Annotated in this window: 18 protein-coding genes; 3 read left to right on the top strand and 15 right to left on the bottom strand. The window is 48.0% G+C overall.

The annotated features are described in order from the left end of the window. Positions 1-12: 12 nt before the first annotated feature. From HMPREF1493_RS04870 to HMPREF1493_RS04815, 12 genes are all read right to left on the bottom strand, one after another. The gene (locus tag HMPREF1493_RS04870) at positions 13-801 is read right to left on the bottom strand and encodes a phosphotransferase family protein (protein WP_232215512.1); all 789 of its coding nucleotides are present in this window, start codon (positions 799-801) and stop codon (positions 13-15) included. A 201-nt stretch (positions 802-1,002) separates the two neighbouring features. Next, complete coding sequence (locus tag HMPREF1493_RS04865) at positions 1,003-3,474, bottom strand: Cna B-type domain-containing protein (protein WP_051485279.1); 2,472 nt, start codon at positions 3,472-3,474, stop codon at positions 1,003-1,005. 91 nt (positions 3,475-3,565) lie between these two features. Continuing rightward, positions 3,566-4,054: an Asp23/Gls24 family envelope stress response protein gene (locus HMPREF1493_RS04860; protein ID WP_035428244.1), complete on the bottom strand. Its 489-nt coding sequence runs from the start codon at positions 4,052-4,054 to the stop codon at positions 3,566-3,568. 13 nt (positions 4,055-4,067) lie between these two features. Next, complete coding sequence (locus HMPREF1493_RS04855; RefSeq protein WP_035428242.1) at positions 4,068-4,310, bottom strand: DUF2273 domain-containing protein; 243 nt, start codon at positions 4,308-4,310, stop codon at positions 4,068-4,070. After that, positions 4,303-4,998: an alkaline shock response membrane anchor protein AmaP gene (amaP, locus tag HMPREF1493_RS04850; RefSeq protein ID WP_051485278.1), complete on the bottom strand. Its 696-nt coding sequence runs from the start codon at positions 4,996-4,998 to the stop codon at positions 4,303-4,305. The genes HMPREF1493_RS04855 and amaP overlap by 8 nt, the downstream gene beginning before the upstream one ends. A gap of 123 nt (positions 4,999-5,121) precedes the next feature. After that, positions 5,122-5,742 (bottom strand): DUF47 domain-containing protein, encoded by a 621-nt coding sequence (locus HMPREF1493_RS04845; protein ID WP_035428241.1) that lies wholly within the window; start codon positions 5,740-5,742, stop codon positions 5,122-5,124. Positions 5,743-5,800: 58 nt separating this feature from the next. Then, positions 5,801-6,850 (bottom strand): inorganic phosphate transporter, encoded by a 1,050-nt coding sequence (locus tag HMPREF1493_RS04840; RefSeq protein WP_035428240.1) that lies wholly within the window; start codon positions 6,848-6,850, stop codon positions 5,801-5,803. Between the two features lie 200 nt (positions 6,851-7,050). Further along, on the bottom strand, positions 7,051-7,749 hold the full coding sequence (locus HMPREF1493_RS04835; RefSeq protein WP_035428238.1) for a 5'-methylthioadenosine/adenosylhomocysteine nucleosidase: 699 nt from the start codon (positions 7,747-7,749) through the stop codon (positions 7,051-7,053). A gap of 1 nt (position 7,750) precedes the next feature. Further along, positions 7,751-8,533, bottom strand: a complete 783-nt coding sequence (locus HMPREF1493_RS06885; RefSeq protein ID WP_051485277.1) for a mechanosensitive ion channel family protein — start codon at positions 8,531-8,533, stop codon at positions 7,751-7,753. A 2-nt stretch (positions 8,534-8,535) separates the two neighbouring features. After that, positions 8,536-10,974, bottom strand: coding sequence for an ATP-dependent helicase (locus HMPREF1493_RS04825; protein ID WP_035428236.1), 2,439 nt, complete (start codon positions 10,972-10,974; stop codon positions 8,536-8,538). Between the two features lie 188 nt (positions 10,975-11,162). After that, a complete protein-coding gene (locus tag HMPREF1493_RS04820; protein ID WP_035428235.1) occupies positions 11,163-12,683 on the bottom strand; it encodes an InlB B-repeat-containing protein in 1,521 nt (506 codons plus the stop codon). A gap of 222 nt (positions 12,684-12,905) precedes the next feature. Next, on the bottom strand, positions 12,906-13,838 hold the full coding sequence (locus HMPREF1493_RS04815) for an undecaprenyl-diphosphate phosphatase (protein ID WP_084058346.1): 933 nt from the start codon (positions 13,836-13,838) through the stop codon (positions 12,906-12,908). A 293-nt stretch (positions 13,839-14,131) separates the two neighbouring features. Here HMPREF1493_RS04815 and HMPREF1493_RS04810 point away from each other — a divergent pair, with 293 nt between their 5' ends. Further along, positions 14,132-15,205, top strand: coding sequence for a coiled-coil domain-containing protein (locus tag HMPREF1493_RS04810; RefSeq protein WP_232215511.1), 1,074 nt, complete (start codon positions 14,132-14,134; stop codon positions 15,203-15,205). Between the two features lie 75 nt (positions 15,206-15,280). On the opposite strand, the gene HMPREF1493_RS04805 is transcribed toward HMPREF1493_RS04810, so the two are convergent. Beyond that, a complete protein-coding gene (locus HMPREF1493_RS04805) occupies positions 15,281-16,246 on the bottom strand; it encodes a DMT family transporter (protein ID WP_051485283.1) in 966 nt (321 codons plus the stop codon). 225 nt (positions 16,247-16,471) lie between these two features. On the opposite strand from HMPREF1493_RS04805, the gene HMPREF1493_RS04800 reads away from it, so the two are divergent. Beyond that, positions 16,472-19,429: an insulinase family protein gene (locus HMPREF1493_RS04800; RefSeq protein ID WP_035428234.1), complete on the top strand. Its 2,958-nt coding sequence runs from the start codon at positions 16,472-16,474 to the stop codon at positions 19,427-19,429. Positions 19,430-19,550: 121 nt separating this feature from the next. On the opposite strand, the gene HMPREF1493_RS04795 is transcribed toward HMPREF1493_RS04800, so the two are convergent. Both HMPREF1493_RS04795 and HMPREF1493_RS06880 read right to left on the bottom strand, forming a co-directional pair. Continuing rightward, positions 19,551-22,943 carry an ABC transporter ATP-binding protein/permease gene (locus tag HMPREF1493_RS04795; protein ID WP_035428233.1) on the bottom strand — a complete coding sequence of 1,131 codons (3,393 nt, stop codon included), beginning with the start codon at positions 22,941-22,943 and terminating at the stop codon, positions 19,551-19,553. Between the two features lie 47 nt (positions 22,944-22,990). Next, a complete protein-coding gene (locus HMPREF1493_RS06880; RefSeq protein WP_051485276.1) occupies positions 22,991-23,512 on the bottom strand; it encodes a hypothetical protein in 522 nt (173 codons plus the stop codon). Between the two features lie 144 nt (positions 23,513-23,656). Between HMPREF1493_RS06880 and HMPREF1493_RS04785 the strand changes: the two genes are divergently transcribed. Continuing rightward, a complete protein-coding gene (locus HMPREF1493_RS04785) occupies positions 23,657-25,102 on the top strand; it encodes a Sapep family Mn(2+)-dependent dipeptidase (RefSeq protein WP_035428232.1) in 1,446 nt (481 codons plus the stop codon). Positions 25,103-25,273 lie beyond the last annotated feature (171 nt).

The following is a 25,273-nucleotide window of genomic DNA, read 5'->3' as shown; positions in this document are numbered from 1 at the left end:
TCTTGTAACCAACTACATTGCATCAAAAACATTTACCCACTTAAGCAGGAACTCTGTTTCTTTTACACGACCGCGTGCAAGCTCTGCTGCAGCAATAATGCCAAGCCAATCGTTTACATACTGACGTGTGCAGCCCTGCTTGGTGCAATAAAGATTGATGTACTTCTCGGCAAGCTCCTCATCACCATGAAGAAGCAGGTGCAGATACGTTGTAGCGCAGTCTGCAGCGCCATTACCCTGTGTTGCGTGGGCCCAGTCAAGAATTATTGGAGCGCCATCCTCGGCGAGAATAACGTTAGAAGGAACAAAGTCACCGTGGCAAACCTTAGTGTGAGGCTTCATGCCGTCAAGCTTAAGCAGAAGCTCATACCTTGTAGCCTCATCAAGAATGTCTGGAATGCTGTTAATCATTCGGGTGAGCTTGTCTTTTTGACGAGTAAGAAGCGGTGCTTTATGAGCGTGAATAGCCAGCTCAATATCGATAAACTTATTGAGATACTCGTCCTCTTTTTCTGGATGCTCCTCAATAAGCTGCCTAATTGTTTTACCTTCAACTTTTCTGGTTGAAACAGCCCAGCAATTACCAACTTTACTAATCTCTACAAGAGAGGGAACGTTGATGCCGGCCTGCTCAGCACGAGTAAGGTTTAAAGCCTCATTCATAATATCAGCAGAAGGTTTGCTTCCGCTGAACACCTTAACGACTGTGTCTCCGTTGTCATACACAACCTTGTTATTACGCTCGACAATTACCTTTTTATCAGCTTTGAGCTCCATAACAACCTCCAATAAGGTACTCATGCAGATACTCACTATCCACCTAGTAGTATTGTCGTTCTTCTCTAACTTCTCCTGGCGAGAAGAACACTCTTATTGGTTAAACGGTTGGCAAATTCGGCGAACGTAAACATCTCCAGTTAAAACAAGGAATCGTCCTTCTGACAAAGATCCCCCGCTTTTTATAAAAGCGGGGGATCTGCATACTAAGTATATGTGTGTTGCTTACTGCTCTTTACGAGTGCGAGCATATGCTCCAACACCAACAAAGCCAGCGCCGACCGTTGCAAACGCAACCATAGCTACTACGCTTGCGTCACCAGTATCAGGCGTGCGGTGCTTACGCTTCTTACCAGGCTTCTCTGGAGTTGGGGTTGGGGTAACTGGAGTCTCGGTGTTTGTAATAGTAAAGCCATTGGCCATATCACCAGTTATCTCAGAAGTGTAACCCTCAATAGCATCCTCAGAAACGGTGTAAGCAATGACGTGATTATCTGCTGCGTAAAGATTTACACCAACAAATGAACCGGTCCAATTGTTTGCCTCAGAAAGGACAAGGGTCTGACCAGTGTCAACACCATCAGCAAGCAGGTGAACGGTTACAGAATCCTTCTTTGTACCGTTCCAAACCTTGGTGACTGGGACATCGCGAGTCACTGGAGCGTCAGCCTTGTTAGTAAGAGTTGTAACATTGCCGTTAACCTCAGGAGTCTGAGCAGTCCAACCATTTGGTGTGGACTCCTGGAAGGTCAGAGTAACGTTATCTGGAAGTCCAGTAAAGGTGTGCTCCCAGTTATTAGCTGCGGAAAGCTCAACAGAGTCAACGCGATAACCATCAGCAACAAGGTAAACAGTGAGCTTCTCTGGAATAACTGCGTCTGGATTTGCAGAAGTATCCCAAACCTTCTTAACAGTTACATCCTGAGTGCCCTCTTCACCGGTAATAACGGTACCGTTGGAACCAATACCGCCACCACGCTGTGCAGTGTTGCCATAAATGAGCAACTTAGCCTTATTCTGTGCAGCATTAATTGACTCGTGGCGTGGGTTGGATTCAAGTGCGAGCATATCGGTATTGTTGACGATATTGCTTACCTCTTCAGTGGTGTGACGTGCAGCAGCTGGATCTGCATCACCAACGATGGAAGGAAGGTTGATAGTAACAGCACCGTCCTTTGTCCAGTGAGCAGAAGCACCACCAAGCATGTAATCAGAAATAGTTGCACCGCCGCTATAACCTGCGCCGCGAACAGTAGCAATCTCATCGGCGGCACCATTTGCGGTGTTATTGAAGAAAGCTACACCGTTCTTAGAATGGAACTCTGCATCACCAGTTGGACAGAACCATGCGCCGCCACCAATAACTGTTGCAGTGTTGTCCTTAATAAGTGCGTTATTGATATGAAGGACATAAGGAACAGAAGCAACGTAAACTGCGCCACCCTGATCATTTGCTGTGTTATTGATAATTTCGCCAGCATTAAGAGTTGCATTAGCAGATGCAATATAAATACCAGCACCAACACCCTTATCACCAAGCTGGTTGGTGTCATTACTGGTGGCCTTGTTTCCGTCAATAGAACCACCGTTCATGGTGAAGCCAGCACGGTAGATATTTGGCCAGTTATTCCATGGTGCAGCAGCATTTGAATATGGCATCTTACGATTACCAGCAACGCCTACAAACTGGTCATACGTAGCTACACCGCCACCAGCAATGCCAGCAGTATTGTTCTTGATGATGCCGTTGTTCATTACAACGTTGCCGTTCCAGGCTACATAGATACCGCCACCAGACTCAGAAGCAACATTATTAGTAATAGAGCCGCCGTTGAAGGTAAAGTCTGCCTTTGACTTAGAGTCGCCATAGTAAACATTACCTGCATACACATAGACGCCCGCACCGTCAACAGACTTGTTATTAGTGATATATCCACCACCCATAGTGGCTGTTGTTGTCTCACCATTAGGATCCAAAGCATAGAGCATCAGACCACCAGAGGAATTAATGGTAGAAGCATTGCCACCAGTGATGGTTCCGCCAGTCATAGTGAAATCAGCATTTTTTACCAAAACGCTACCAGAGTACTGATTGGTAAGAGTGGTGTTCTGAATAGTACCGTCACGGAGCTCACCTGTTGCACCATTTGCAACAGTAACCGCACCACCAAGAGCGTTATCAACCGTGCTGTCCTGAATGGTGCCGCCGGCCATAACAAATTTTGCACCAGCGCCAGTAGTAAGAACTACGCCGTTATTTCCAGGATAAGGTTTTGCCTTACCGTTTTTAATAACGCCACGAAGCAAAGTAAAGCTACCACGGTTCTCAACAGCAAATGCAGTGTTGTTACCGTCAATGGTGGCACCATCAAGAGTAACTGCACCGCCAGAAGCAATCTTGAACATATAGAAATGATTAGAGCCGGTCATGGCACTAGTAATAGTTCCACTACCCGTCAATCTAATGTTCTTATTAGCAGGAACCTGGACTGGAGCAGTAATGGTAAAGTCTGCGTTCACCTGAACGATAGACTGTGAACCATCTGCTGGAGCAGCAGCAATAGCAGCCAGCAGCTCAGCCTCTGAGGTAACAGGGGTGGTGTCTGCAAGCGCTTGCTTTGCAAATCCTCCAACGAGCGAGAGTGCTAATACAAAAGTAGCAACAATCGCCATGCTCCAACGTGAAAGCCTTTTCATGGCAAAACTCCTTGCGCTTAGGGAGCCTGTAGTAACAAAAGCAATAAAACAATTAATATAAAAGCGTAAAACAGTACAACTTTAGCGTACCTTACTCTTCTTTGTCTAGCTGTTCAGGCTCTTCTGGGCGATGTTTTAGGCGATCGTATTCTTCTTCGGTCAAAACATCTTCAATTCGCAGGTTAACACCAGAAACTTCAAGGCCTGTCATACCGGTGATTTTCTCGACAATCGTACGCTTAACGTCTTCAAAAATCTGAGGTGCATAAGAACCATATTTAATAAGAACAGACACGGTAACAATTAACGAACTATCAGGCTGCACTTCAACAGTGACACCTTTAGCTGTATCAGATGCGCCAAGAACGTCTTGAACCCTGTTAAGCCAGTTTCCGCGAGCGCCCACCACGTTAGGAACATCACGCAAGGCCAACGAGACAATCTTCTCGACAACTCCGCCAGAGAAGGTAAGAGAGTCTGTATCCTTTAGATCTGCATCGGAAGGAACATCTGTTGTTTCTTCTGCAGGAACAATTTCTTCAGAGGTGGTCTCTTGTGAATTAGTAAGCTCTTCTGCCACAGCTCTCTCCTATCTAATTTCTGTCCGTAAATAAGGAACGAATCTTTGCCAAAATGGTTGCCTTTCCGTCAAAAATCTGACCAATGGCAACTCCTACCAGTACAAATAATGCAACAACCAGCATTTTAAAAAGGCCAAACGTAAACAAAAGAATTGCAAACAAAAGGCCTAAAAATCCGCCAATAATAGCACCTGGATGGCCAACGACATATTTTTTGCACTGTTCTTGCATTTTTTGGAAAAAGTTTTTATCCATTGTCTTTGACCTCCTTTGCGTCTGGCTCTGGAATGCTCAACCGAATGTCTTGACCAGTCTGCTGCGCAGAAGCCTGATTGGAAGGCTGTTCATACGTTTGCTCTTCAACAATCTCTGGCTCTGACACAACCTCTTTTGCCTGGGATAAAGACGAGCTTTCTTCATCTTTTGGCGAGAAGGAACTTGGCTTGATAAAAGAAAGATTGATACTAGAAACACAAGGTCCGCACACGATAGCAAGACCAGACTGAAGCGCGTTGTAGAACTCAGAGCCCTTAGCAGTAACATCAACAGGCTCTTTAGGGAGAATATCAATCTGTACAGCTACAGAATTATTTTTAGAAATCTGCACGTTAACACGGTGAGCTAGGCACGTTCCGTCTTCTTCAATAATATGGGCCGCCTGAGAAGAAATGGCATCTTTAGTGACGGAGATTGTTCCGCCTTCAACTGTTGCAACTGTGAGCTTTACCGTTTTTCTAATAAAGAGAGCTCTGAACAACACCACAACAAGACCAAAGATGCTAATAGCCGCACAAGCGTTAAGAGCAATAAGGTAGGGCTTGGTAAACAAGAGATTAGTTGCCTGATGTGTCCAAGGACCAAACCACGTTAAAGCAAGGGCTAAAAACACAAAAGCACTTGCAAAAACATAGAGTATGTAGCAAAAACGCTTGAAGCCGCTCATGGCACCTCCACTTTCTTTTATATAAACAGTTTAACCCCAATACCGGACAAAAAGAGAATATAAAAACTGCCTCCCGGTGGAAGGCAGTTTTTAGTCTGTATATACCGTTAGCAGAAGACGAACTTAAGCGTTCTTCATAACAACAGAGCGAACAACTCCCGCCGCATCGTCACAGGAATCCAGAACAGTCTCCATGCGGTCAAAAATACGAAGCCAAGCAACGGTGTGGCGACCAGGCATCTCATCACGGAACAAGCGAGAGAGTGCGTTGTGGTAAATAAGGTCTCCCTCGTCCTCAACATGTCCTACTGCAATGGCCTTCTCCATAACGGTAGGATCTTTCTTGTAGTCACTCAGAACACTCAGCATCTCCTGGACTGTCTTGCATGCGCGAAGGGTAAGCTCAGCAAGCTGCATAGCCTCTTTACGAGTATCGTCAACGTTAAAGAGATCAAGGCGCTCTGCAACAGAATTCATTCCGTCAACAATGTCATCAAGACGAAGAGCCAAGTCAGAGATGTCCTCACGCTCAAATGGTGTGACAAAGGAAGCGTAAAGCTCCTTCATAATGTGCTGGACTTTCTCGTCACACTCACGCTCGTAAACCTTCATCTGAGGAATACGTGCAGCGGTCTCGGGAAAGCCTTCCATAATGACCACATACTCTTCAGCGGTTTCTACAATTTTGTCGCCAAACTCGCGGAACATAGTGTAGAAGACGTCCTCTTTTGGCTTACCTAGCATGAATCCTCCAATAAAGTTGAGTGGTTCAATAGAACTCGTAAAAGACAGTTATACGTACTTAGAAAATCATCAGGAACAGTTTTGCAAAAAGAAAACCAATAAGTCCGCAGCCAGGGAAAGTAAACACCCATGCTGCTACCATTTCTTTTGCAACGCCCCAGTTAACTGAACGAATATTTTTTGCAGCACCCGCACCCATCATGGCGGTCATTTTTGTATGAGTTGTTGAAACAGGAAGACCGGTCAGTGTGGAAAGCAGCAAAGATGCAGATGCCGAGAAGGACGCAGCAAAGCCCTGATAACGCTCAAGCTTTACCATTTCCATTCCGACTTTTTTAATAATCTTTCTTCCGCCAATTGCGGTGCCGATAGACATAAGAGCAGCACACAGTACCTGCAACCAAAGCGGGAATACATCTGCACCAGCAGCTCCATGACCTGCGGAAAGTGCAATTGCAAGCATGGCAATGGACATGAACTTCTGACCATCTTGTGCACCATGCATAGCCGCAACAAATGCGGAGCCAACAACTTGCAAATGGCCAAACATCTCATCAGCGCGTTGTCGATCAACGTTAACGCAAAGCTTGTTGATTGCTTTAACAATGATCCAACCAGCGGCAAAACCCAGTGTGGTCGAGAAAAGCAGACCAATTAAAACTTTGCTCCACTCGCCCCAGTTAACTGCACCAAAATCACCATGAATAGCAAGTGCTGCACCGGTGAGACCTGCAATAAGGGCGTGTGACTCAGAAGTTGGAATACCTAAAGCCCAAGCTCCTACTGCCCAAGTAACAATACCAACACAGCCTGCGGCAAGAGCAACAAGAGCCTCATGGTTATTACTACCAAAGTCAACCATGCCCAAAATTGTGTCTGCAACTGCAGTTGAAATGAGGCACATAGCCACCAAACCAACAAAGTTGCATACAACACTCATGATAATTGCATGGTTAACTTTAATTGAACGAGTTCCAACAGCCTCTGCAATAGCATTAGCCGCGTCGGTTGCACCATTTACAAAAATGCATCCAAAAACAAGGACAATGACGAGGGCCAAAAACGGATTGGCAACCATCATCTCAAAAAAGTGTCCGAGGGTTATCATTCGGTACCTTTCAAACCACTTTCATAACGGGACAATGATAATCGAAGTATCGTTCAATTATGTTTACAAACATTCGAATAGCTAAATCAGCGCAAGTTGTTTCTTACGCCCCGCCTTCCCTCTTATGAAAAATGCAAACTGACCTGGAAGAGCTACCCAGTTAACCCAGAAGAGTTGCCTCAAAAGGACGCCTCAGGTTACTAGGCAAGCTTTTTGATAATAGCTGCAGTAATTCTGGCAGAGCGCTCAGAAGCCTCACGCTCAAACGTCAAATAATCACCGCTTGAAGTAGTGCCGGGCTTATCGGACATAAGCCTAATCACCACAAACGGTATGTGGTTGAGCCAAGCAACCTGGGCAATTGAAGCGCCCTCCATCTCGCAACAGTCAGCACCAAACGTTGTGTAGATGTGGTCTGCTAACTCTGATGAACTTACAAACTGATCTCCTGAAGCAACGCGGCCAGAAATAACCTGTAGTTGAGGAGCTACTTCTTTGGCTGATGCAAGTGCGCGCTCAATAAGACTCTCATCTGCTGTAAACGAGAAAACCGGAAGACCTGGAATTTGACCAGCGGCAAAATTGAGAGGACCAACGTTCATATCATGTTGAACTAAATCTGAGGAGATAACAATATCCCCAACCTGTAGCTCAGGGTTTAAAAGCCCTGCAATACCAGTATTAATCACGTGTGTTACTGCAAACGTATCAATCAGGATCTGTGTACATGCTGCTGCATTAACCTTGCCAATTCCCGACTGTACAACAACTACAGGAACTTCTCCCAAACGGCCTTCAACAAACTGCATACGAGCCTGTTCATAGGTACGCTCAATGGTCATCTGCTCTTTTAACAGCGCAACCTCGGGCTCCATGGCACCAATAATTCCAATTTTCATGTTAGGCTCCTACTCCTGCAAGCCAACTGGAACCAGCCAGGGCTCGTACAATTTTGTCTCGCACACTCATCTCATTTGCATCGTCTTTAATGTGTGCGTGAATAATAACGGTAATGCCAGCATCAGCTATGCTTGCAGCTTCAACCTCAATAGGAAATGTTCTATCAAGCTGAGGTGCAACTACCTCTTGAACAATTTCTGTTATTTCTTGCGTTACCGCATTCAGATCAACGGTTGGTTTAAGCACTATAGTAATGGGCACCTCTGTCATATCCCACCTGGTACGATGCGCAAGTGCTGTTTTATTAAGTACTGAATTAGGAATGATGTCTACCCTACCTCCACGAGCACGAACTATGGTAGAGCGCCAATTCATGTCAATAACCTCACCGGAGATAGTTCCAATGCTTACCTGATCTCCAGGTTTAACTACACCTCCCAGCATAAGGCCCAAGCCTCCCACCAGGTTAGAAATGGTGTCCTGCAGGCCAAAAGACAAGGCAATGGAGGTAACTCCCAAGGCGGTTACAAACGCTGTTGGTTGAATACCAAAAACAGGCTGCAATACCGCGAGAATAGCAAACGCCCAGATAACTCCGCGCAGTATGTTGACAAAGATAGATGCCGACGGCAGTTTAGATGAATCCAAGGCCTTTCTTGAGAGCTTTATTGCAAAATGCTCAGCCAAAAATGCAATGAAAAACACAACTACAAAAGTAACTACTCTGAAAATAAAATCTTGTGGAGTGAGGCCCAAGATCAAGCCGTCATGCATCAATACCATGGCTATCCCTCAATTTTAACTATTGGAGCAAAGCCCTTCATGAGCTTCTTTGTCTTATTAGTACGCGTAAACTTAACCTCAATAGTATCGCCCTGAACTGCTAAAACAACGCCTGGGCCAAAGGTCTTGTGAGAAACCTGGTCTCCCACAGCAAAACTTGCAGAAGCGCGGGCTGGGTCTTTCTGAATAGGAGCTGTACGTGGAGCTGGAGCACCGCCGGTAGAGCGCGTGCGAGAACCAAAAACGTTTCCACCGTAGACCTCGGAGCCGCGACCAGAACCAAAGGTTCCATGACGGTCTCCTCGCTTTGCCCAACCAACTCCAGAAAAACCTGCAGAACCAACACCAATAGCTTTTACATGCACTTGAGGAATCTCTCCCACAAAACGCGATACAGGATTTGCCTGAACAGAGCCGTAAGTCCTTCTGGTAGATGCGTATGTTAAATACAGGCGCTTACGCGCACGTGTAATAGCAACATAGGCAAGTCTGCGCTCTTCTTCTAGCTGAGCCGCCTCAGCCTCGTAATTTGCATGTGGGAAGATTCCCTCCTCCATGCCAGCAACAAATACTGCTGGGAACTCCAGACCCTTTGCAGCGTGAATGGTCATGAGTGTTACCGCAGAGGTAGAACCATCCAAACTGTCAAGGTCAGAGCGAAGCGCCAGCCATTCCATAAATGCCGGGAGCTTCTCAGCAGCAACCTGCGGATGTAGAGCTTCTTCCTGAGGTGCAGAATCTGACTCAACAGCAACACCAGCAAGCGCGCCGGTAGCAGCATCAAAGCCTGCCGCACTCAGCGAGGCAGCATCTTGTGCGTCAAGCGCTCCTGCTTCCCTTAGTTGCTGCAAGCTCTCAAGTGTTTCTTCAACATCGTCGTGAGACTCGTCAAACTCTGCCGCAACGCCAAAGAACTCTCGAATGTTCTCGATACGTCCGTCAGCCTCAATGGTATGCTCAGCCTCAAGTGCACGAATAAGACCTGAGCGGTCAATAATTGCCTCAACTATCTCATCAAGCTCACCGTCAATATGACGGCCGTGCTCAATAGCAGACGTAAACTCTACCAGCGCATTTCTCACCTTTGCGGTAAGAAGGCTCTCCTCCATCACACATGCTTCACATGCCGAGAAGAACGACAGGCCGTTATATAGTGCGTACGTCTGAATCTTCTGAATGCTTGTTGCACCAATACCGCGACGAGGCGTGTTGATAACGCGCAGCGCAGCCATATCATCATCAGGGTTTACAACAACCTTAAGGTAGGCCATAACATCTCTGATCTCTGCACGATCAAAGAATCGAGTGCCGCCCACAATCTTGTAAGGAACACCTGCTCTCAGCAGCATGTCTTCAAGAATACGAGACTGCGCATTAGTGCGATAAAACACAGCAATATTGTCGTATGACGTGCCCTTATCGTGCAGCTTTTCTATCTCAGAGCCAATCCAAGCGCCCTCGTCGCGCTCATCAGATGCCTGATATACCTGGATCTTCTCGCCATCTCCCTCATCGGTGAAGAGGCGCTTTGGCTTGCGGTGAGAGTTGTGTGCAACAACTGCGTTGGCAGCCGCCAAAATATGTCCTGTTGAGCGGTAGTTTTGCTCCAGCTTAACAACAACCGCTTCCTCATAGTCTTTCTCGAACGCCAAGATGTTTTTGATGTCTGCACCACGCCACGAATAAATGGACTGGTCATCATCGCCAACAACCATAAGATTGCGATACTTAGATGCCAAAAGCTTGGTAATTGCGTACTGGACGCCGTTGGTATCCTGATACTCGTCAACGTTGATATAACGGAAACGCTCCTGGTACTTAGCAAGCACGTCTGGGTACTTGGAGAGCAGTTCAAACGCCTTGATGAGAAGATCATCAAAGTCCATAGCATTGGCTTTATCTAAGCGAGTCTGAAGCGCACGGTACACGCGAGCTACCACGTGATCCATAGGACTAGCTGCTTGAGCCTCTACATCATCAGGATACAGAAGCGCATTCTTAGCAGCAGAAATCTTAGAGCGGATGGAGTTGAGTGGGAACTGACGAACATCAATATCTAAATCAGATAGAATGGTCTTTACCAGGCGCTTTGAATCGTCATCATCATAGATGGCAAAATTGGAGCCATAACCAAGACGCTCGCCATCTTCTCTGAGCAAACGAACACACATAGCGTGAAACGTGCAAACCCACATACCACGAATATTGTTAGGCAGCAGTGCTTCAAGACGCTCACGCATCTCTGCTGCGGCCTTGTTTGTAAACGTAATGGCCAGAATCTGCCAAGGACGAACGCCTTCATCGGCAATCATGTGCGCAATTCTAAACGTCAGAACACGCGTCTTTCCCGAACCAGCTCCTGCAAGAACCAGCAAGGGTCCTTGAGTTGTCATAACTGCCTGGTGCTGGGCAGGATTTAAACCTTCAAGATCAATCTGCATTACGCCATCCTTGTGTCAATCATTCTTAGAGTAAAAGTGTACCCCGATAACCGGACATTAATTGCGCTCGTTTCTACTGCCTCCACAATAAAAAACCGGCCCCCAAAAGAGAGCCGGTTTATCTGCATAAATGCTGCTAGTGAACTTCTACACGTATGGCGAGAAGATCATCTACTCCAAACGTATGCTTAGTTTGTTGAGTTTGCCTGACGGCTCTTTGCACGAGCAACAACTGCCAGAGCAATCACACCACCTGCAACACATGCCATAACGATGGCGCTGAGTGTGTGGTTCTCATCGCCAGTGTATGGAAGTGCAGGACCGCCATAGTATGGGATAGCTGCAGGATTTGGAGCGCCTGGGAAACTTGGTGCAAGAGGGCTACCAGGGGTACCAGGAGTGCTTGGAGTACCAGGGTTTTCTGGAGTAGCAGGATTTTCTGGAGTACCAGGATTTTCTGGAGTAGCAGGGTTTTCTGGAGTTACAGGAGCAACTGGCTCTGGCTCCCACTCTGCAACTAGAACAACCTTAGGAGTGGCGGTGGTAAGGGTTACCTGATCTCCTGCCTGGTAGGTAGTACCGTCAAGCTTCCAACCCTTGAAGATGTAGCCGTCACGAGTTGGAACGGTTGCAGAGACAGTCTCGTTCTTAGGATCGGTGAGAGAGTCAGCAGTGTTGCTATCAATACCAAAGTAACCGCTCTGCGCAGCAGGTGCGCCAGTACCGCCGTTTGCGTCATAGCTGAGCTCATACTCCTGGTTCCAAACAGCAGTCAGGGTATAAGGGCTTCTCATATTAAAGACCGTAGTCTCAGAAACATAGCGCTTATCGCCAGCTGGGTTGTTGTTTGCATCTGCAGGAACAGCAGAAGCGCCAACGTAGCGGAAGTGGTTATCAACGTAAGAACGCTTCCAGAACTCAAACTTGTAACCATCGCGGACTGGCTGGTCTTCAATGATGTTGTACTCAGCAAAACCATAGGTACGAGGGTTGTTTGGAGTCTTGGACTCTGTATAAGTTGCGTTGCCGTAGATGGTGCCGCCATTTGCATCGTAAATAAGCTGATTAACTGCGGATGGTGTTGGCGTAGGTGTAGGAGTTGGGGTGGTCTCTGCTGGAATAACGTGGATGTGATAGCCAACCCACATAAGGTGAGTGGTGTTACCGCCAACGTTAGCAGGGTCAGAGGAATCTCCCTGCATAGTAACAAGGAAGAATGCCGTAACAGGCTGGTTAGCAGGGGTTACCTTACGACCGGTAAACTCAAAATAGAACTGACCACCGTTATTAGTTACGGTATTGCTGTTTCCATAGAAAGCATAGGTGAAATCATAATCAGTAGCAGGGAGCTCAGGATAAGCACCTGCGGTGACCAGCGTAGTGGTTACGCCAAAAGGAGCAAAGCCGGGACGAGTGGTGGTGTAGTGGGAATACGCACCAGTGTCTCTAATGGTCTGACCAACGCGAACAACAATCTCGCCATACTGACCAGGAACAGGAGTCTGGTGGCCAGAATGCTGAGGGTTGTCTGTAAGAACCCTGGATGTATCGGCATTACCGTCAGCCGAGAAAACAGAAACCTTTACACCTGGTGTAGATGTATCAATAGGATCTGCAAATGCAAGTTTTGGTGCAGAAACTGCAAGAACTGCGACAAATGCAAGTGCGAGTGCGCATGCAATTCTCTGAAGCGTCTTGATGTGGCGCATAAAACCTCCTGGAACTATTACAAGTAATTACGTACTCTTACGGCCAAAATTCAGCTGCAAGAGCATATAGGACAAGGCAACTCTTAGTAAATGAGCCCAGAGCGATTACATATATCTTTCATAGGTTTTCCACGTATTTTCCATATGTTTTGGCATAAAAAAGCGCGGCGAGAAACTCACCGCGCTTGAACGCATATGTTGTATCGCTTGTCAGTCAGAAACTTACTTAACAAGCAGGAAGTATGCGATAACTGCAATACCCAGAATAATGCGGTACACGCCAAAAGGCTTGAAATCATGCTTGCGGACATAGCCCATAAGCGCACGGACCATAACAAGCGAAACAATAAACGCCACTAAACAACCAACACCCAAAATAATTGCCTCGGGAGCAGTGAAGGTGTTGCCCTTCATAAAGTAGCGAACAAGCCTTAAAGCAGAAGCGCCAGCCATAGTAGGAATTGCCAGGAAGAACGTAAACTCAGCAGCTACAGCCCTTGAACAACCAAGTGCCAAGCCGCCAAGAATAGTTGCACCAGATCTTGAAGTGCCTGGAACAATTGCAAGAACCTGGAAAACGCCAATTCCAAGTGCGGTCTTCCAATCCAGGTTGTCAATATCTTGCACGCGGGCCAGGTTGTCGGCTGAAGGGGCCTTCAGGGATGCGGGGGCGTCTGGACGCATGTGTTTACCGCGAGGTGCTTCAACCTTTACCGTTGCAGCGACCTTCTCGCGATGTAGCTCAAGCACAATAAAAATGATGCCGTAGAAAATAAGGGTTGCGGCAATAACAAAAGGGCTTCCAAGATGCTCTTCGATGAAGTCGTTGAGCGGTAGACCAATTGCTGCTGCAGGAACGCAGCTGACCACCACTTTTGCCCAGAGTTTCCAGGTAGAACGCTTCTCGTCCCTAGATTTCTTTGGCGAGAAGGGATTGAGTTTGTGAAAAAATCCCACACATACTGCAAGAATTGCGCCAAGCTGAATAACAACGAGGAACATATTCCAGAAGTCTTCAGAAACATTGAGTGGTAAGAACTGATTGAGTAGCAGCATATGGCCTGTTGATGAGATAGGTAGCCACTCGGTAATACCCTCAACCACGCCAAACAACGCTGATTTAAGCGCTTCAATCCACAAAATTGCCGACTCCACTAAAACCTCCTTGGGGACTGATTACGAACCTATTGTACGCAATCCGTTCGCCCTTTCTTTTTCTACCGTTCACGGCTTTATATAACGACTTTACTACTTTAAAAGTGCCTTGTTTTCTGCAAAGTTGGCAATTGGGGTCAAAAACAAGTAGAATTGACACCCTCGCACGAGCGGAGAGAAGCGATTATGCGTATTTTGGAGGTCAAGTGTTATCTGACCTCGCGCTTGAAGCCAGTAATGAGTGGATAGCACAACATGCGTACTAATCGGAAGCCCCAATCGCGGAGGTCGATTTGAACAAATATATGCGTCATAGACGCTTACCTTCATGCTCTACCCTTATGACAGCACTTCTTGTAGCAGTGCTTGTTGCTAATACCTTTTTGTTTGGCGTCTCAAGAGCTCAGGCAGAGACTCTTGAAGAGCTCCAGGCCAAGGTAGAGCAAACCAATTCTGATTACGATGCCGCTAACCAGCGCGTAGCTGAGCTGCAAAAACAAATTGCAGACAATGAGGCTCGTATTGCAGAGATTGAACAGCAACTCCCAGAGCAGCGCTTAAAAGCTGCAGAGTCTATTAGAGCTATGTATCGTATGCAGCAGGGCTCCATGGGAATTATTGATCTGCTTTTGTCGGCAGATAACTTTAATGATTTGATTGCTGTTGTTCAGTATCTTGAGATTATCCAGAACAAAAATTCAGATGCTATCAACCACCTGGTTGACCTTAGCAAAGAGCTTTCTGAGACTCAGTCATCTTTAAATGCACAGATGGCAGAAGCAGAAGAGCAGAAGAAGGCTGCTGAGGATGCTATGAATGCAGCAATCGCAACAAGAGAGCAGTTGCAGGCAGAGCAAGCTGCGCAGGCAGCAGCAGAAGCAGCAGCTGCAGAAGAAGCGCTGAAACAAGCTTCTACTGAGACTACCTTTACTAACGCTTCTGGTAACACCACTGAAGTCACTACCCCATCAACTCCTTCGGCTCAAAATGTTGACTGGTCAAGCGATAAGACCAACTTTGTAAGCAGCTGGGGTGCTCGAATTGATGCGTATCTTGCTGGTTCCCCTCTTGCCGGCTACGGCTCAACCTTTGCTGAGGCTGCATGGGCCTACGGCGTTGATCCGCGTCTCTCGCCTGCCATTTCTGCAGTTGAGAGTACAAAGGGTAGGTATAACTTCCTCCCTTACAACGCATGGGGTTGGGGTTCTGCTAGCTGGGGTAGCTGGGAAGAGGCTATCTGGGATCACACAGCTGGTCTTGCTGCTGGCTACGGCGGAAGGCTTTCTGTTGCTGGTGCTGCAAAATACAATCCAGCTAATCCAAACGGCTGGTACTCGGCAGTTCTCACGCAGATGGAGCTCATCTAAGCTTCTATCCACATAACCTTTAGAGAACGTTAAAACCCCGCAGTTTACCTGCGGGGTTTTTGTTGTCGGGCGCGGCTACGCGGTGAGCACGACCATGGCGAGGATGAGGGCAAAGCCAATGAGGTCGGCAACGCTAAAGGTGATTCCCAGCACCAATACGGTGGTAATGGTTGCCATAACGGGCTCGATAGTGCCTAGAAGCACCGCCCTAAGTGAGCCTGCGTCCTTAACGCCCTGCAGGTAAAGGCCATACGCCAAGAATGTTCCTACCAACACACCAATGGCTACCAGCAAAACACCAAAAGCGTCCAGCTGAGGCATATGATTCCAGGGCTGGTAAAACACAGCAATGAGCGTGCCAGAGAACAAAAACGCAAGGCCGTTTACGGTAAAGCTTCCCCACTTTTCCATCAAAGGCTTGGGCAAAATAGAGAGCGCTGCCTGAGCAAACGCACACATAACGCCCCAGAAAATACCTGATGTTGGCAGGTTAAGCGTGCCGGGATTTCCTCCTGTTACCAAAAGATATGTGCCAATAAGTGCCAAAACAATGCCAAGAATCTCGCGACGGCGAGGCCAGCGCCTACCAACCACGCACACAAAGGCCAAAACGCCCAACATGCCCAACGACTGCATGATAGTTGCAGTTCCAGAATTAGTGGCATTAACTGCGTAAATGTAAGCAACTTGCGAGAATAAAATGGCAAACAAACTAACTACAAAAATCTTTGCCAGCTCTTTTGGCTTCCTGATGACAGTTGTGAGATTTTTTCTATCCAACGCAAAGGCGGTACCCAAGAATAACCAGCAGGCACAAAGCTCGCGAATATCAATCAGCCACATGGGATCAACATGATAGGTATCTAGCAGGTATTTTGCGGCGGTTCCAAATGCGCCCCAGGAAGCTCCGCCAATCAAGACAAACAGCATTCCTCGATAAATTTTCTTCTTATTATCAGGGGTTATTTCTGCGTCGTCGCTACCAAGTACTTCCTCTTCTGCAGAAATCTCCACGACATCTATGGCTTTAGAGGGCTCCACATCACTCTCATTAGAAATGAAATCATTCATCTGGGTATAAATCTTTCATTACAAAACACGGATACAAGTGTCACTTTTTCTCTGACGCAGTAGTATCACAATAACAAAAATCCACCTTACCCTGGTCCGCGCAGAGCCTTAGGTCTCTAAACGGTCCCGTTAAGGCAAGATGGTCCAAAAAACGGCATTGATGCTCACGTAAGTTTTCGTATAGATTGGCAGCTTATGACGTCTAAGTATTCGCAGATGGACAGCGCGTTTTCTGTTGGCACGCTTCACGCAGAAGACAAAAGCTTTGAGGTAATCTCGGCTGAGTGGGTTAACGAGATTTCTGGTTACGCGTACATCTTTAAGCACATTCCCACAGGTGCCCGTCTTATGTGGTTTGCCTGCGACGATGATAACCGCTCGTTTGCCATTGCTTTTAAGACACCTCCTGTAGATCACACGGGCGTCTTCCACATTCTGGAGCACTCAGTTCTCTGTGGCTCCGATGCTTATCCTGTTAAGGAGCCGTTTGTTAACCTGCTCAAGACCTCTATGCAGACGTTCTTGAACGCAATGACTTACCCTGACAAGACAGTGTACCCTGTGGCCAGCACTAACGTAGCCGACTTGGAAAACCTCATGAGCGTGTACCTGGACGCTGTCTTGCATCCTGCAATCTATAAGCGCAAGCGCATCTTTGAGCAGGAAGGCTGGCACTTAGAAGCGGACGAGCAGGGCAATCTTAGCTACAACGGTGTTGTCTTCAACGAGATGAAGGGCGCTCTCTCTGACCCAGATCGCGTACTCTACGATTCTGTCAGCGAGGCCCTCTTCCCTGACACCGCCTACGGCAAAGAGTCTGGCGGCAAGCCTCGCGCAATCCCTGAGCTCACCTACGAGAACTTCCTGGACACCCACGCTCGCCACTACGATCTCTCTAACAGCTACACCTTCCTTTACGGCGACCTTGACTGTGAGCGCGAGCTCTCCTTTATTGCCCAGAGGTTTGCGGCTGCCGAGAAACGCGATGCAGGTGCCCCTAATCCGCTCAACCTGCAGGCGCCCGTGTTGCCCGCGCCTTGCCAGGTCCGTATGAACACCACAGCCGACAACTCCAGCGTTGGCCTGGGTTACGTGCTTGGAACTCCTGACCAGCGTAACAAGATGATGGCAGCAGATATCTTATTTGACACCCTCATGGGCTCCAATGAATCCCCGCTCAAGCGTGCAATTCTTGACGCAGAGCTGGGCGATGACTTTAGCTACTACCTCTCCGATGACCTTGCACAGCCAATGCTCTTCTTGCAGCTCAAGGGTCTCAGAGAAGGAGCAGCTCAGAAGTTCCGTGACTTGGTAGAGACCACCTGCCAGAAGATTGCCACCGAGGGCATTGATCCAAAGAAACTCAACGCGTCCATTGCACTTGCAGAATTTAACCTGCGCGAGAATGACCAGCCTTACTCAAACGGTATTGAGTACACGCTACGTTCGCTCTCAAGCTGGCTTTACGACGACACTCGCCCTCTGGATTACATCCGCTACGAGGACGCTATTGCCTACGTCAAAGAACTTGCAGCTCAGAAAGGCTTTGAGAAGCTGCTTCTGGAGCTCATTTGCAACAGCAAACACGCAGCTCAGGTTGAGCTGGTCCCCACAGACGAGGGAGACGCTCAAGAAGAGGCTGCTGAGCTGGAGCAACTTCGCTCTACGCTCACCGATGAGGATATCGAGAAGATCCGCGCAGAAGTTGAGGCACTCCGTTTGGAGCAAGAAACACCTGACGCTCCAGAAGATTTAGCCAAGCTGCCGTCCCTCTCGCTTAGTGATATCGGCGCAGGTAGAGAGCGTCCTGCTGGCTTTGAGGCTGAGGCTCCCCTGCCATGCATTGCGCATGAGCTGGACACTCACGGCATTGACTACGTCTACCATTACTTTGATTTGACCAGCGCAGTTACCTTTGAAGAGCTGCCACTTGTGGGCATTCTCGCAGAGGCTCTGGGCAAGCTTGATACAGCATCACACACCGCGTCTGAGCTGGATATCCTTATTGAGAGCAACCTTGGTCACCTCTCGTTCTTCACTGATATCTACGACCAAGACACGCTTGATCAGGCGCACCCTGCCTTCATTGTTGCTGCAAGTGCCCTTGCCGAGAAAACCCAGGGACTTGCAAGCATTCCTTCTGAGGTTTGGTCCAGCACGCGCTTTGACGATTTGAACCGCTTAAAGAACATCTTGATTCAGCGTCGCATTGCGCAGGAGCAGTACTTTGTTGGCGCTGGTCATACTGCAGCGCAGAATAAGGCTTTGACCGACTACTCTGCAGCTAATCGCGTAAACGATGCTCTCGCAGGCGTTGGCTTCTATGAGTATCTGAAGAACCTGCTTGCCAACTGGGATGAACGCGCTCCTCAGCTTGCAAAAGACCTGGATGCGCTCACCCGCAAGATGTTCCGTGCAGACAACGTTACGGTCAGCTTTACGGGCTCCGCTCAGAGCCGCGAGGCATTCTGGCAAGCAGCGGGAGACCTTGGCCTTACTGATGGCAATAAATCGCAGGCAGGCGACGCTGCGCCAACCCTTGTTGTCCCTGAGGGTAAGCTGCAGCACGTGGCGTATATCATTCCATCAAACGTCTCCTACGTTGGTCTCTCTTATCCAAACGTTGCCCATGCAACCAATGAACAGCAGGGTAACTGGCTCATTGCCACCAGAGTTCTGGGTCTTGATTACCTGTGGAATGAGGTTCGCGTCAAGGGTGGCGCTTATGGCGTCATGTTCAGAAACTCCATCGCTGGCCTGCAAAGCTTTGTCTCCTACCGAGACCCCGCGCTTGACGCAACCCTCGACCGCTATGTTGGCGCAGGTAGTTGGCTCTCTGAGTGGACTCCAGACGCTGACGAGTTTGAGGGCTATGTAGTTGCCTCTGTGGCAGGCGTTGACGCCCCTGTTCCCGCTCGAATGCTTGCTCGCAGGCAAGACATCGAGTACTTCAACCAACGTGATCCAGAGCGTCTTCTTAAGCTTCGCGAGAAAATCCTTCACGCCCAGGTTGAGGACATCAAAGAACTGGGAAGCACCATGCCTCAAAGCTATGACGACCTCTCGGTTGTTGTCTTTGGCGCTAAGGAGGCCATTGAAGCCTCCAAGCTTGATCTTGAGGTTGTCGATCTCTTTGGCGGCCAGGAGAACTAGGTCTGGTAGCTGAAACAAAAACGCAAAAGCCCTGTCATGTACACACATGACAGGGCTTTTTTTGTGAGGTATGAGGTGCAACTAGACGTTCTTCTCGCCAAGAGCGCGACCAGGCGGCGCGTTACTCGCTTCTCAGTGCCTGAACTGGATCGGACTTAGCTGCTCTACCTGCAGGAATAAGACCTGCCAGAAGCGTCAGAACAACGCTGATCAGAATCAAAATAAGTGCTCCGTTTATCGGCAAAATCACCAAATTGTCCACGTTAAACATGGCTTTGACCACAGCGTTTGCAGGCAAAATAAGCAGCTGCGTAATGCCAATACCCATAACACCGGAGATAAGGCCTTCAATAAACGTCTCTGCATTGAATACGTTGGCAATGTCTCGCCTAGAAGCACCAATGGAGCGCAGGATACCAATCTCCTTTTTGCGCTCAAGTACCGAGATAAACGTAATGATGCCAATCATAATGCTGGAAACAACAAGCGAAATAGATACAAACGCAATCAGCATTGCCGAGATCATATCAACAATCAGCGTGACAGAACTCATCAGCGCACCAACAATGTCGGTATACGTCACTACCTTAGACTCTTCACCTGCAGCCTTTGCATCAGCGTTATACGTATTAAGAATTTCAACAATCTTCTCTTTGCTTGCAAAGTCTTTAGGATAAATATTGATTGACGTGGGCTTATTAAGGTCCGCATATCCCATCTTAGAAAGATTTGATTCATACGTTGCCGGCGTTGCCCTTAGCATTGACGCAGCAATAGCTGCTAACTGCGATGGGTCAGCATTGAGCTTAAAGGCACTTGCGAGCGTTGCTTGATCTATGTGCATAGCATTGGACATATTTGCCGCAACGCCCTGCATAGCTGTATTGAGAGCGCCTGCAATCTGATTTTGCATCCTGGAAGCAACCTGCGTCATCACGCTGGTTAACGCAGACTGCACGTAAGCACTCATAGCACGCGTAATAGCTGCAGAAAGTGCACTTGCAATCTGTGACTGATAAGCGCTCATAAGCCTCTGAGAAACCTCAGCCTGGACGCTTGGAAGGTCTGGATTGGTGCCCAGTTTATTTGCCAAAGCAGTAACCAACTGTTGCTGCAGGTCATCGGTATCAATTGCAGAAGAAACTGTAGTTACTATCTGCGTGCGTACCTGGTCCGTTGCTAAGTAATCGGCCATGGTCTTGCCAGGATTAGCAGCACTCCAAGAGTTCCATCCCAGAGCAATAGTGCCCATGAGCGAAGAAATAGCAGCTTGTCCTCCTGGTTTGAAATTAACGGTAATGCCAGAAAGAATCTGCTGAATGTCTGCTGCAGAAAGCTCTGGGAAAGCCGCCGCCAGCGCAGCTGGATCAAGCGAAGACGTAACAGAAGACAGTACATTGCTGTCAGACAGATTAAGCTGCGACGGATCAAAAGGTGGTAGCTGCACGTCAGAAAGGTCAAGCGAGGACATATCCAGCCCAGACAGATTAATTGACGAGAAGTTCAGTGCCTGTGGATTAAAGTTAAACGCCGAAGAAAGCACGTTAGAATCAACGGAAATGAGAGAGCTGATAGAAAGTCCCTCTGAAGTCTGACCGTTCTTCTCGTCCTCAAAGGTTTTACCAGTGAAAACGTCAACGTCCGGGCGATTCATCTGATCCTGAACAATAGGAGATGCCTCTGCATCAGAAATCATCTTCTGAGTTAGTTGTGGCGTGTAGTAAATGCCCTCAGAAAGCGCTCCTGTGGTAGTTGGGTCTTTTGCCTGAACAACACCAACAATATGCAGGTCGGGTGCATTAGCAATGAGGTCATTCATGTATGACTGATCGTCGGATTTGTCTGTCCAGACACCAAGATTTCCGTCCCATACATAGCGCTGATAAGGCATAACCAGCTTAAAGGTTGGAGACATCAGCTGGTCGTAGGTGTATGTATTATGAGACTCTTCGATAGTGCCAGATTCTCCACTTGCAATTTTATCAACGGTAGAGCGCAGGCCAGCGTAATCACGCAGGCCAAGCGTATACTCCAAAAAGTCATCCATAGTGCCGTTTGGACGCAGTACCAGAACAGCCTCATTCCAAGCAGTAGGCCATCTGCCAGCACGAACCGTATAACGGTCCTCGTAAATGGAAGGATTTCCTGGAAGCTCACTAAACAGCGTAGTGCTTGCAAATGAAGCAAGCGGACTATATGACGGAATCTTAGGCGACACCTTAGAGAAGGTAACATCTGGCTGCACCTGAACAGGATCAGAAGAGCCAGAGTCCGCGCCTGCTGGCAGGTAGATGAAAGGACTTACGGAATAGCCATACGTAATAGCACTGGCATACGTGTTAATGCCGCCACCATTATTGTCGAGAAACGCCTTCAGGCTGGTCAGATCATTGGATCCGATACTTTCTGCCTGCATACCTAGCCTGTTGTTAGTAGGAATAGCACCTTCAGCAGGTTGATTTTCTAGCTTTGCAGCTTCTGCATTTTTCTGATTTTGCGTCATCTCGCTTTGTGCATCTTGCGTTTGAGAATCAGCCGAGTCAGAGCTGCTTCCACTTCCAGAAATAAAGGAAGAAATATTAACGGACTGCTCAGAGATGGTGAGTGGATACATTGAAAGCGTATCCTCCTCAACCTTTTTGATGTAACCGTTTGCACCATTTGCCAGCGCCAGAATTGCTGCAATACCAATAATGCCAATTGAGCCCGCAAATGCGGTCATGAGCGTGCGACCCTTTTTGGTCATGAGGTTATTAAACGAGAGGCCCAGTGCAGTCAAAAGCGACATAGAGGTCTTACGAGAAGGCTTGGCTTCTCGACGAGAAACACTAGCAACATCAAATGGATCTGAATCTGCAGTTACCTGGCCATCTGCCAATTCAACAATACGCGTTGCATACTGATGAGCCAGCTCAGGATTATGCGTAACCATAATGACCAAACGGTCCTTAGCCACCTCTTTGAGCAAATCCATAACTTGCACAGAGGTTGAAGAGTCAAGTGCTCCTGTTGGCTCATCTGCCAGCAAAATCTCTGGATCATTTACCAGTGCACGAGCAATAGCCACGCGCTGCATCTGTCCACCAGAAAGCTGATTTGGACGCTTATTTGCGTGTGCTTTAAGGCCAACCTTATCAAGGGCTTCAAGCGCACGTTCATGACGTTCTGTCTTGGAGACACCAGAAAGCGTCAACGCAAGCTCAACGTTACTTACCACGCTTTGATGAGGAATAAGGTTATAAGCCTGGAATACAAAACCAATGCGGTTGTTTCTATAGGTATCCCAGTCACGCTCTTTGAACTTCTTGGTAGAAATACCATCTACCAGCAAGTCTCCAGAATCAAAGCGATCAAGACCACCAATGACATTGAGCATAGTAGTCTTACCCGAGCCCGAAGGACCAAGGATTGCTACAAACTCGTTATCCCTAAACGCAACGGAAATGTGGTCCATTGCGGTTTGTTCAAATCCGCCGGTGTTATAACGCTTTGAAATACCTTTGAGCTCAAGCACGCGTTGCTTCTTTCTTGTTGGACTGTGTGGAGCGCGAGACTTTCCTGTTAGTTGGCTGCGTCTTCGTTAGCTGTATCTGTATCAGCTACACCGTTCTTCTCGCCAGCAGCTGTCTGAGCTACTGCGTCCTCTGCAAATGGATCAGCAGTGACGTCCTCAATAACCTTCTGCTGAGCCCAGCTCAATCCATAGAGCAGGCCAAAGAGCACCCAGAACCATGGCGCATAGAGCATGACAACCATCAAGAGGGCAAAAAGTCCTCGGAGAAGAGTCCAAGGGAGCACCACAATCAGGAAGAAAAAGAATGGCAGTACAAAGAGGATTGCTGCAAGCGTGCGAAGTACAACTGCCACTGTCTTAGTCAACGAGAAACCCGTATTGCGTGCAATAAGCAGACCTACCAGGCCAGCAATGCCAAAATACAGCATGATTGGCGCAACAAAATAGGAATAGAACAGCGGTGTAGAAGGGTCTTGAGGCAGCGTTTGCCTAAGAACCATCAGTACAATTCCCAAAACCGTTAAAACGCCAAGAAATGATGCGTTTCCAAGAAAAGTCTTTTTCGTCATAGTTAACTCCTTTGAAAAGGGGTATTAAGTATAGTGTAACTAGTACCTTGTTCCCGACCTTGTCTATTTCATACGCGAGATGCCGCTAAAACCACTGCTCTCCATATGTTTCAGGGTCAAACGTTTGAATTAAAGGAGTTTTTCATGACTGATGCAGAACTCAAAGCAAGCGCTGAGGCGTTTGTCAACGAGCACTGGGAAGAGATTATTGAGGATATTCGCTACCTTGTGCAGGTAGAGTCCGTTGAGGATCTGTCTCTTGCAGAGCCAGGTAAACCTTGGGGCCCAAAGTCTTACGAGGCACTTTGCCGCGGTCTTGAGATTGCAGAGCGCCTAGGCCTTGAGACCACAAATGTTGACGGTTATCTGGGCTTTGGTGACCTTCCTGGTGAGTCCGAGAAGTACCTTGCTACCATCGCTCACTCCGACATTGTTCCTCTTGGTAAGGGATGGACGGTAGACCCGCTTGACGTTACCCGCCGTGAGGGCTTTATTCTGGGGCGCGGCGTTCTGGACGACAAGGGTCCTTTGGCACTCTCACTCTGGGCAGCACACTACTTTGTAGAGCAGGTAAAAAAGACTGGCAAGAAGCTTCCTTACACCCTGCGCGCCATTGTTGGTAACAACGAAGAGACCGGCATGGGCGACGTCCCTTACTACCTCTCCAAATATCCAGAGCCAGCATTCTGCTTTACTCCAGACGCTGAGTTCCCTCTTATTTGCGGCGAGAAGGGTGTGTACCACGCACAGTTCACCTCTCCAAAAATTGCTGGCGCAAACGGCGAGAAGATTGTTGAGCTTGACGGCGGCACCGTACCTAACGCAATTCCAGGACTTGCAAGCGCACTTGTTCGTGCTGATGCTTCTACCTTGGCTGATACTGATTCCATCAAGGTTGAGGACGCAGGTGTTGAAGATGATGGCACCAAGCTTGCCCGCATTAACGCAACAGGTAAGGGTGGACACGCTTCCATGCCTGAGGGAACTGTCAACGCAATTGGCCTACTTGTGAGCTATCTGCTTGATAACAACATCTGTGGAGAGGCAGAACGTGACTTCCTGACCTTCTCGCAGCAGCTTTGCTCAACTACTGACGGTGCTGGTACTGGTATCCAGAGTTCTGATGACAAGTTTGGTCCTCTGACCTGCATCTCTGGTACTATCCGTACCAAGGGTGACGTCTACGTACAGACTATTGACTCCCGCTATCCAACCTCTACCACCGGCGAGGCAATTACTGCTCGTATGACTGAGCTTGGTGAGGCTCATGGTTGCACCTTTGAGGTTCTTTCCGATGCAGTTCCTTTCTACATTGACCCAAGCTCTCCTGAGATTACTACCCTTCTTGATACGTTCCATGAGTACACAGGAAGTAATGAGCAGGCGTTTGTTATCGGTGGCGGCACCTATGCACGTCACTTTAAGCGTGCCGTTGCCTTTGGTCCTTATGACAGTAAGGCAGCAAAAGACCTACCTGAGTGGGTTGGTATGGAGCACGGTCCTGACGAGGGAATCTCTGAGGAATGGCTCAAGCGTGCTCTTAAGATCTACATTGTCAGCATTGCTCGCCTGATGCAGCTTGACCTGTAAAACTACAAGCACAGAAATGTAAGAATAAAGCCTCTGTATTCCATTTGATTTGACTGCCTCCCATTTCTTGGACATAAGAAATGGGAGGCAGTTCATATGCGGGGGATTTGATTCTGCAGCGTGTTAGCGTCGGCTTTTAGGCCTGGCGCACAAAATAGCGCAGCTTTGGTA

Origin of the sequence: Atopobium sp. ICM42b (genome assembly GCA_000564995.1) — a bacterium.
In the GTDB taxonomy this organism is placed as follows: Bacteria; Actinomycetota; Coriobacteriia; order Coriobacteriales; family Atopobiaceae; genus Lancefieldella.
This window is presented reverse-complemented; position numbering and strand designations above follow the sequence as displayed.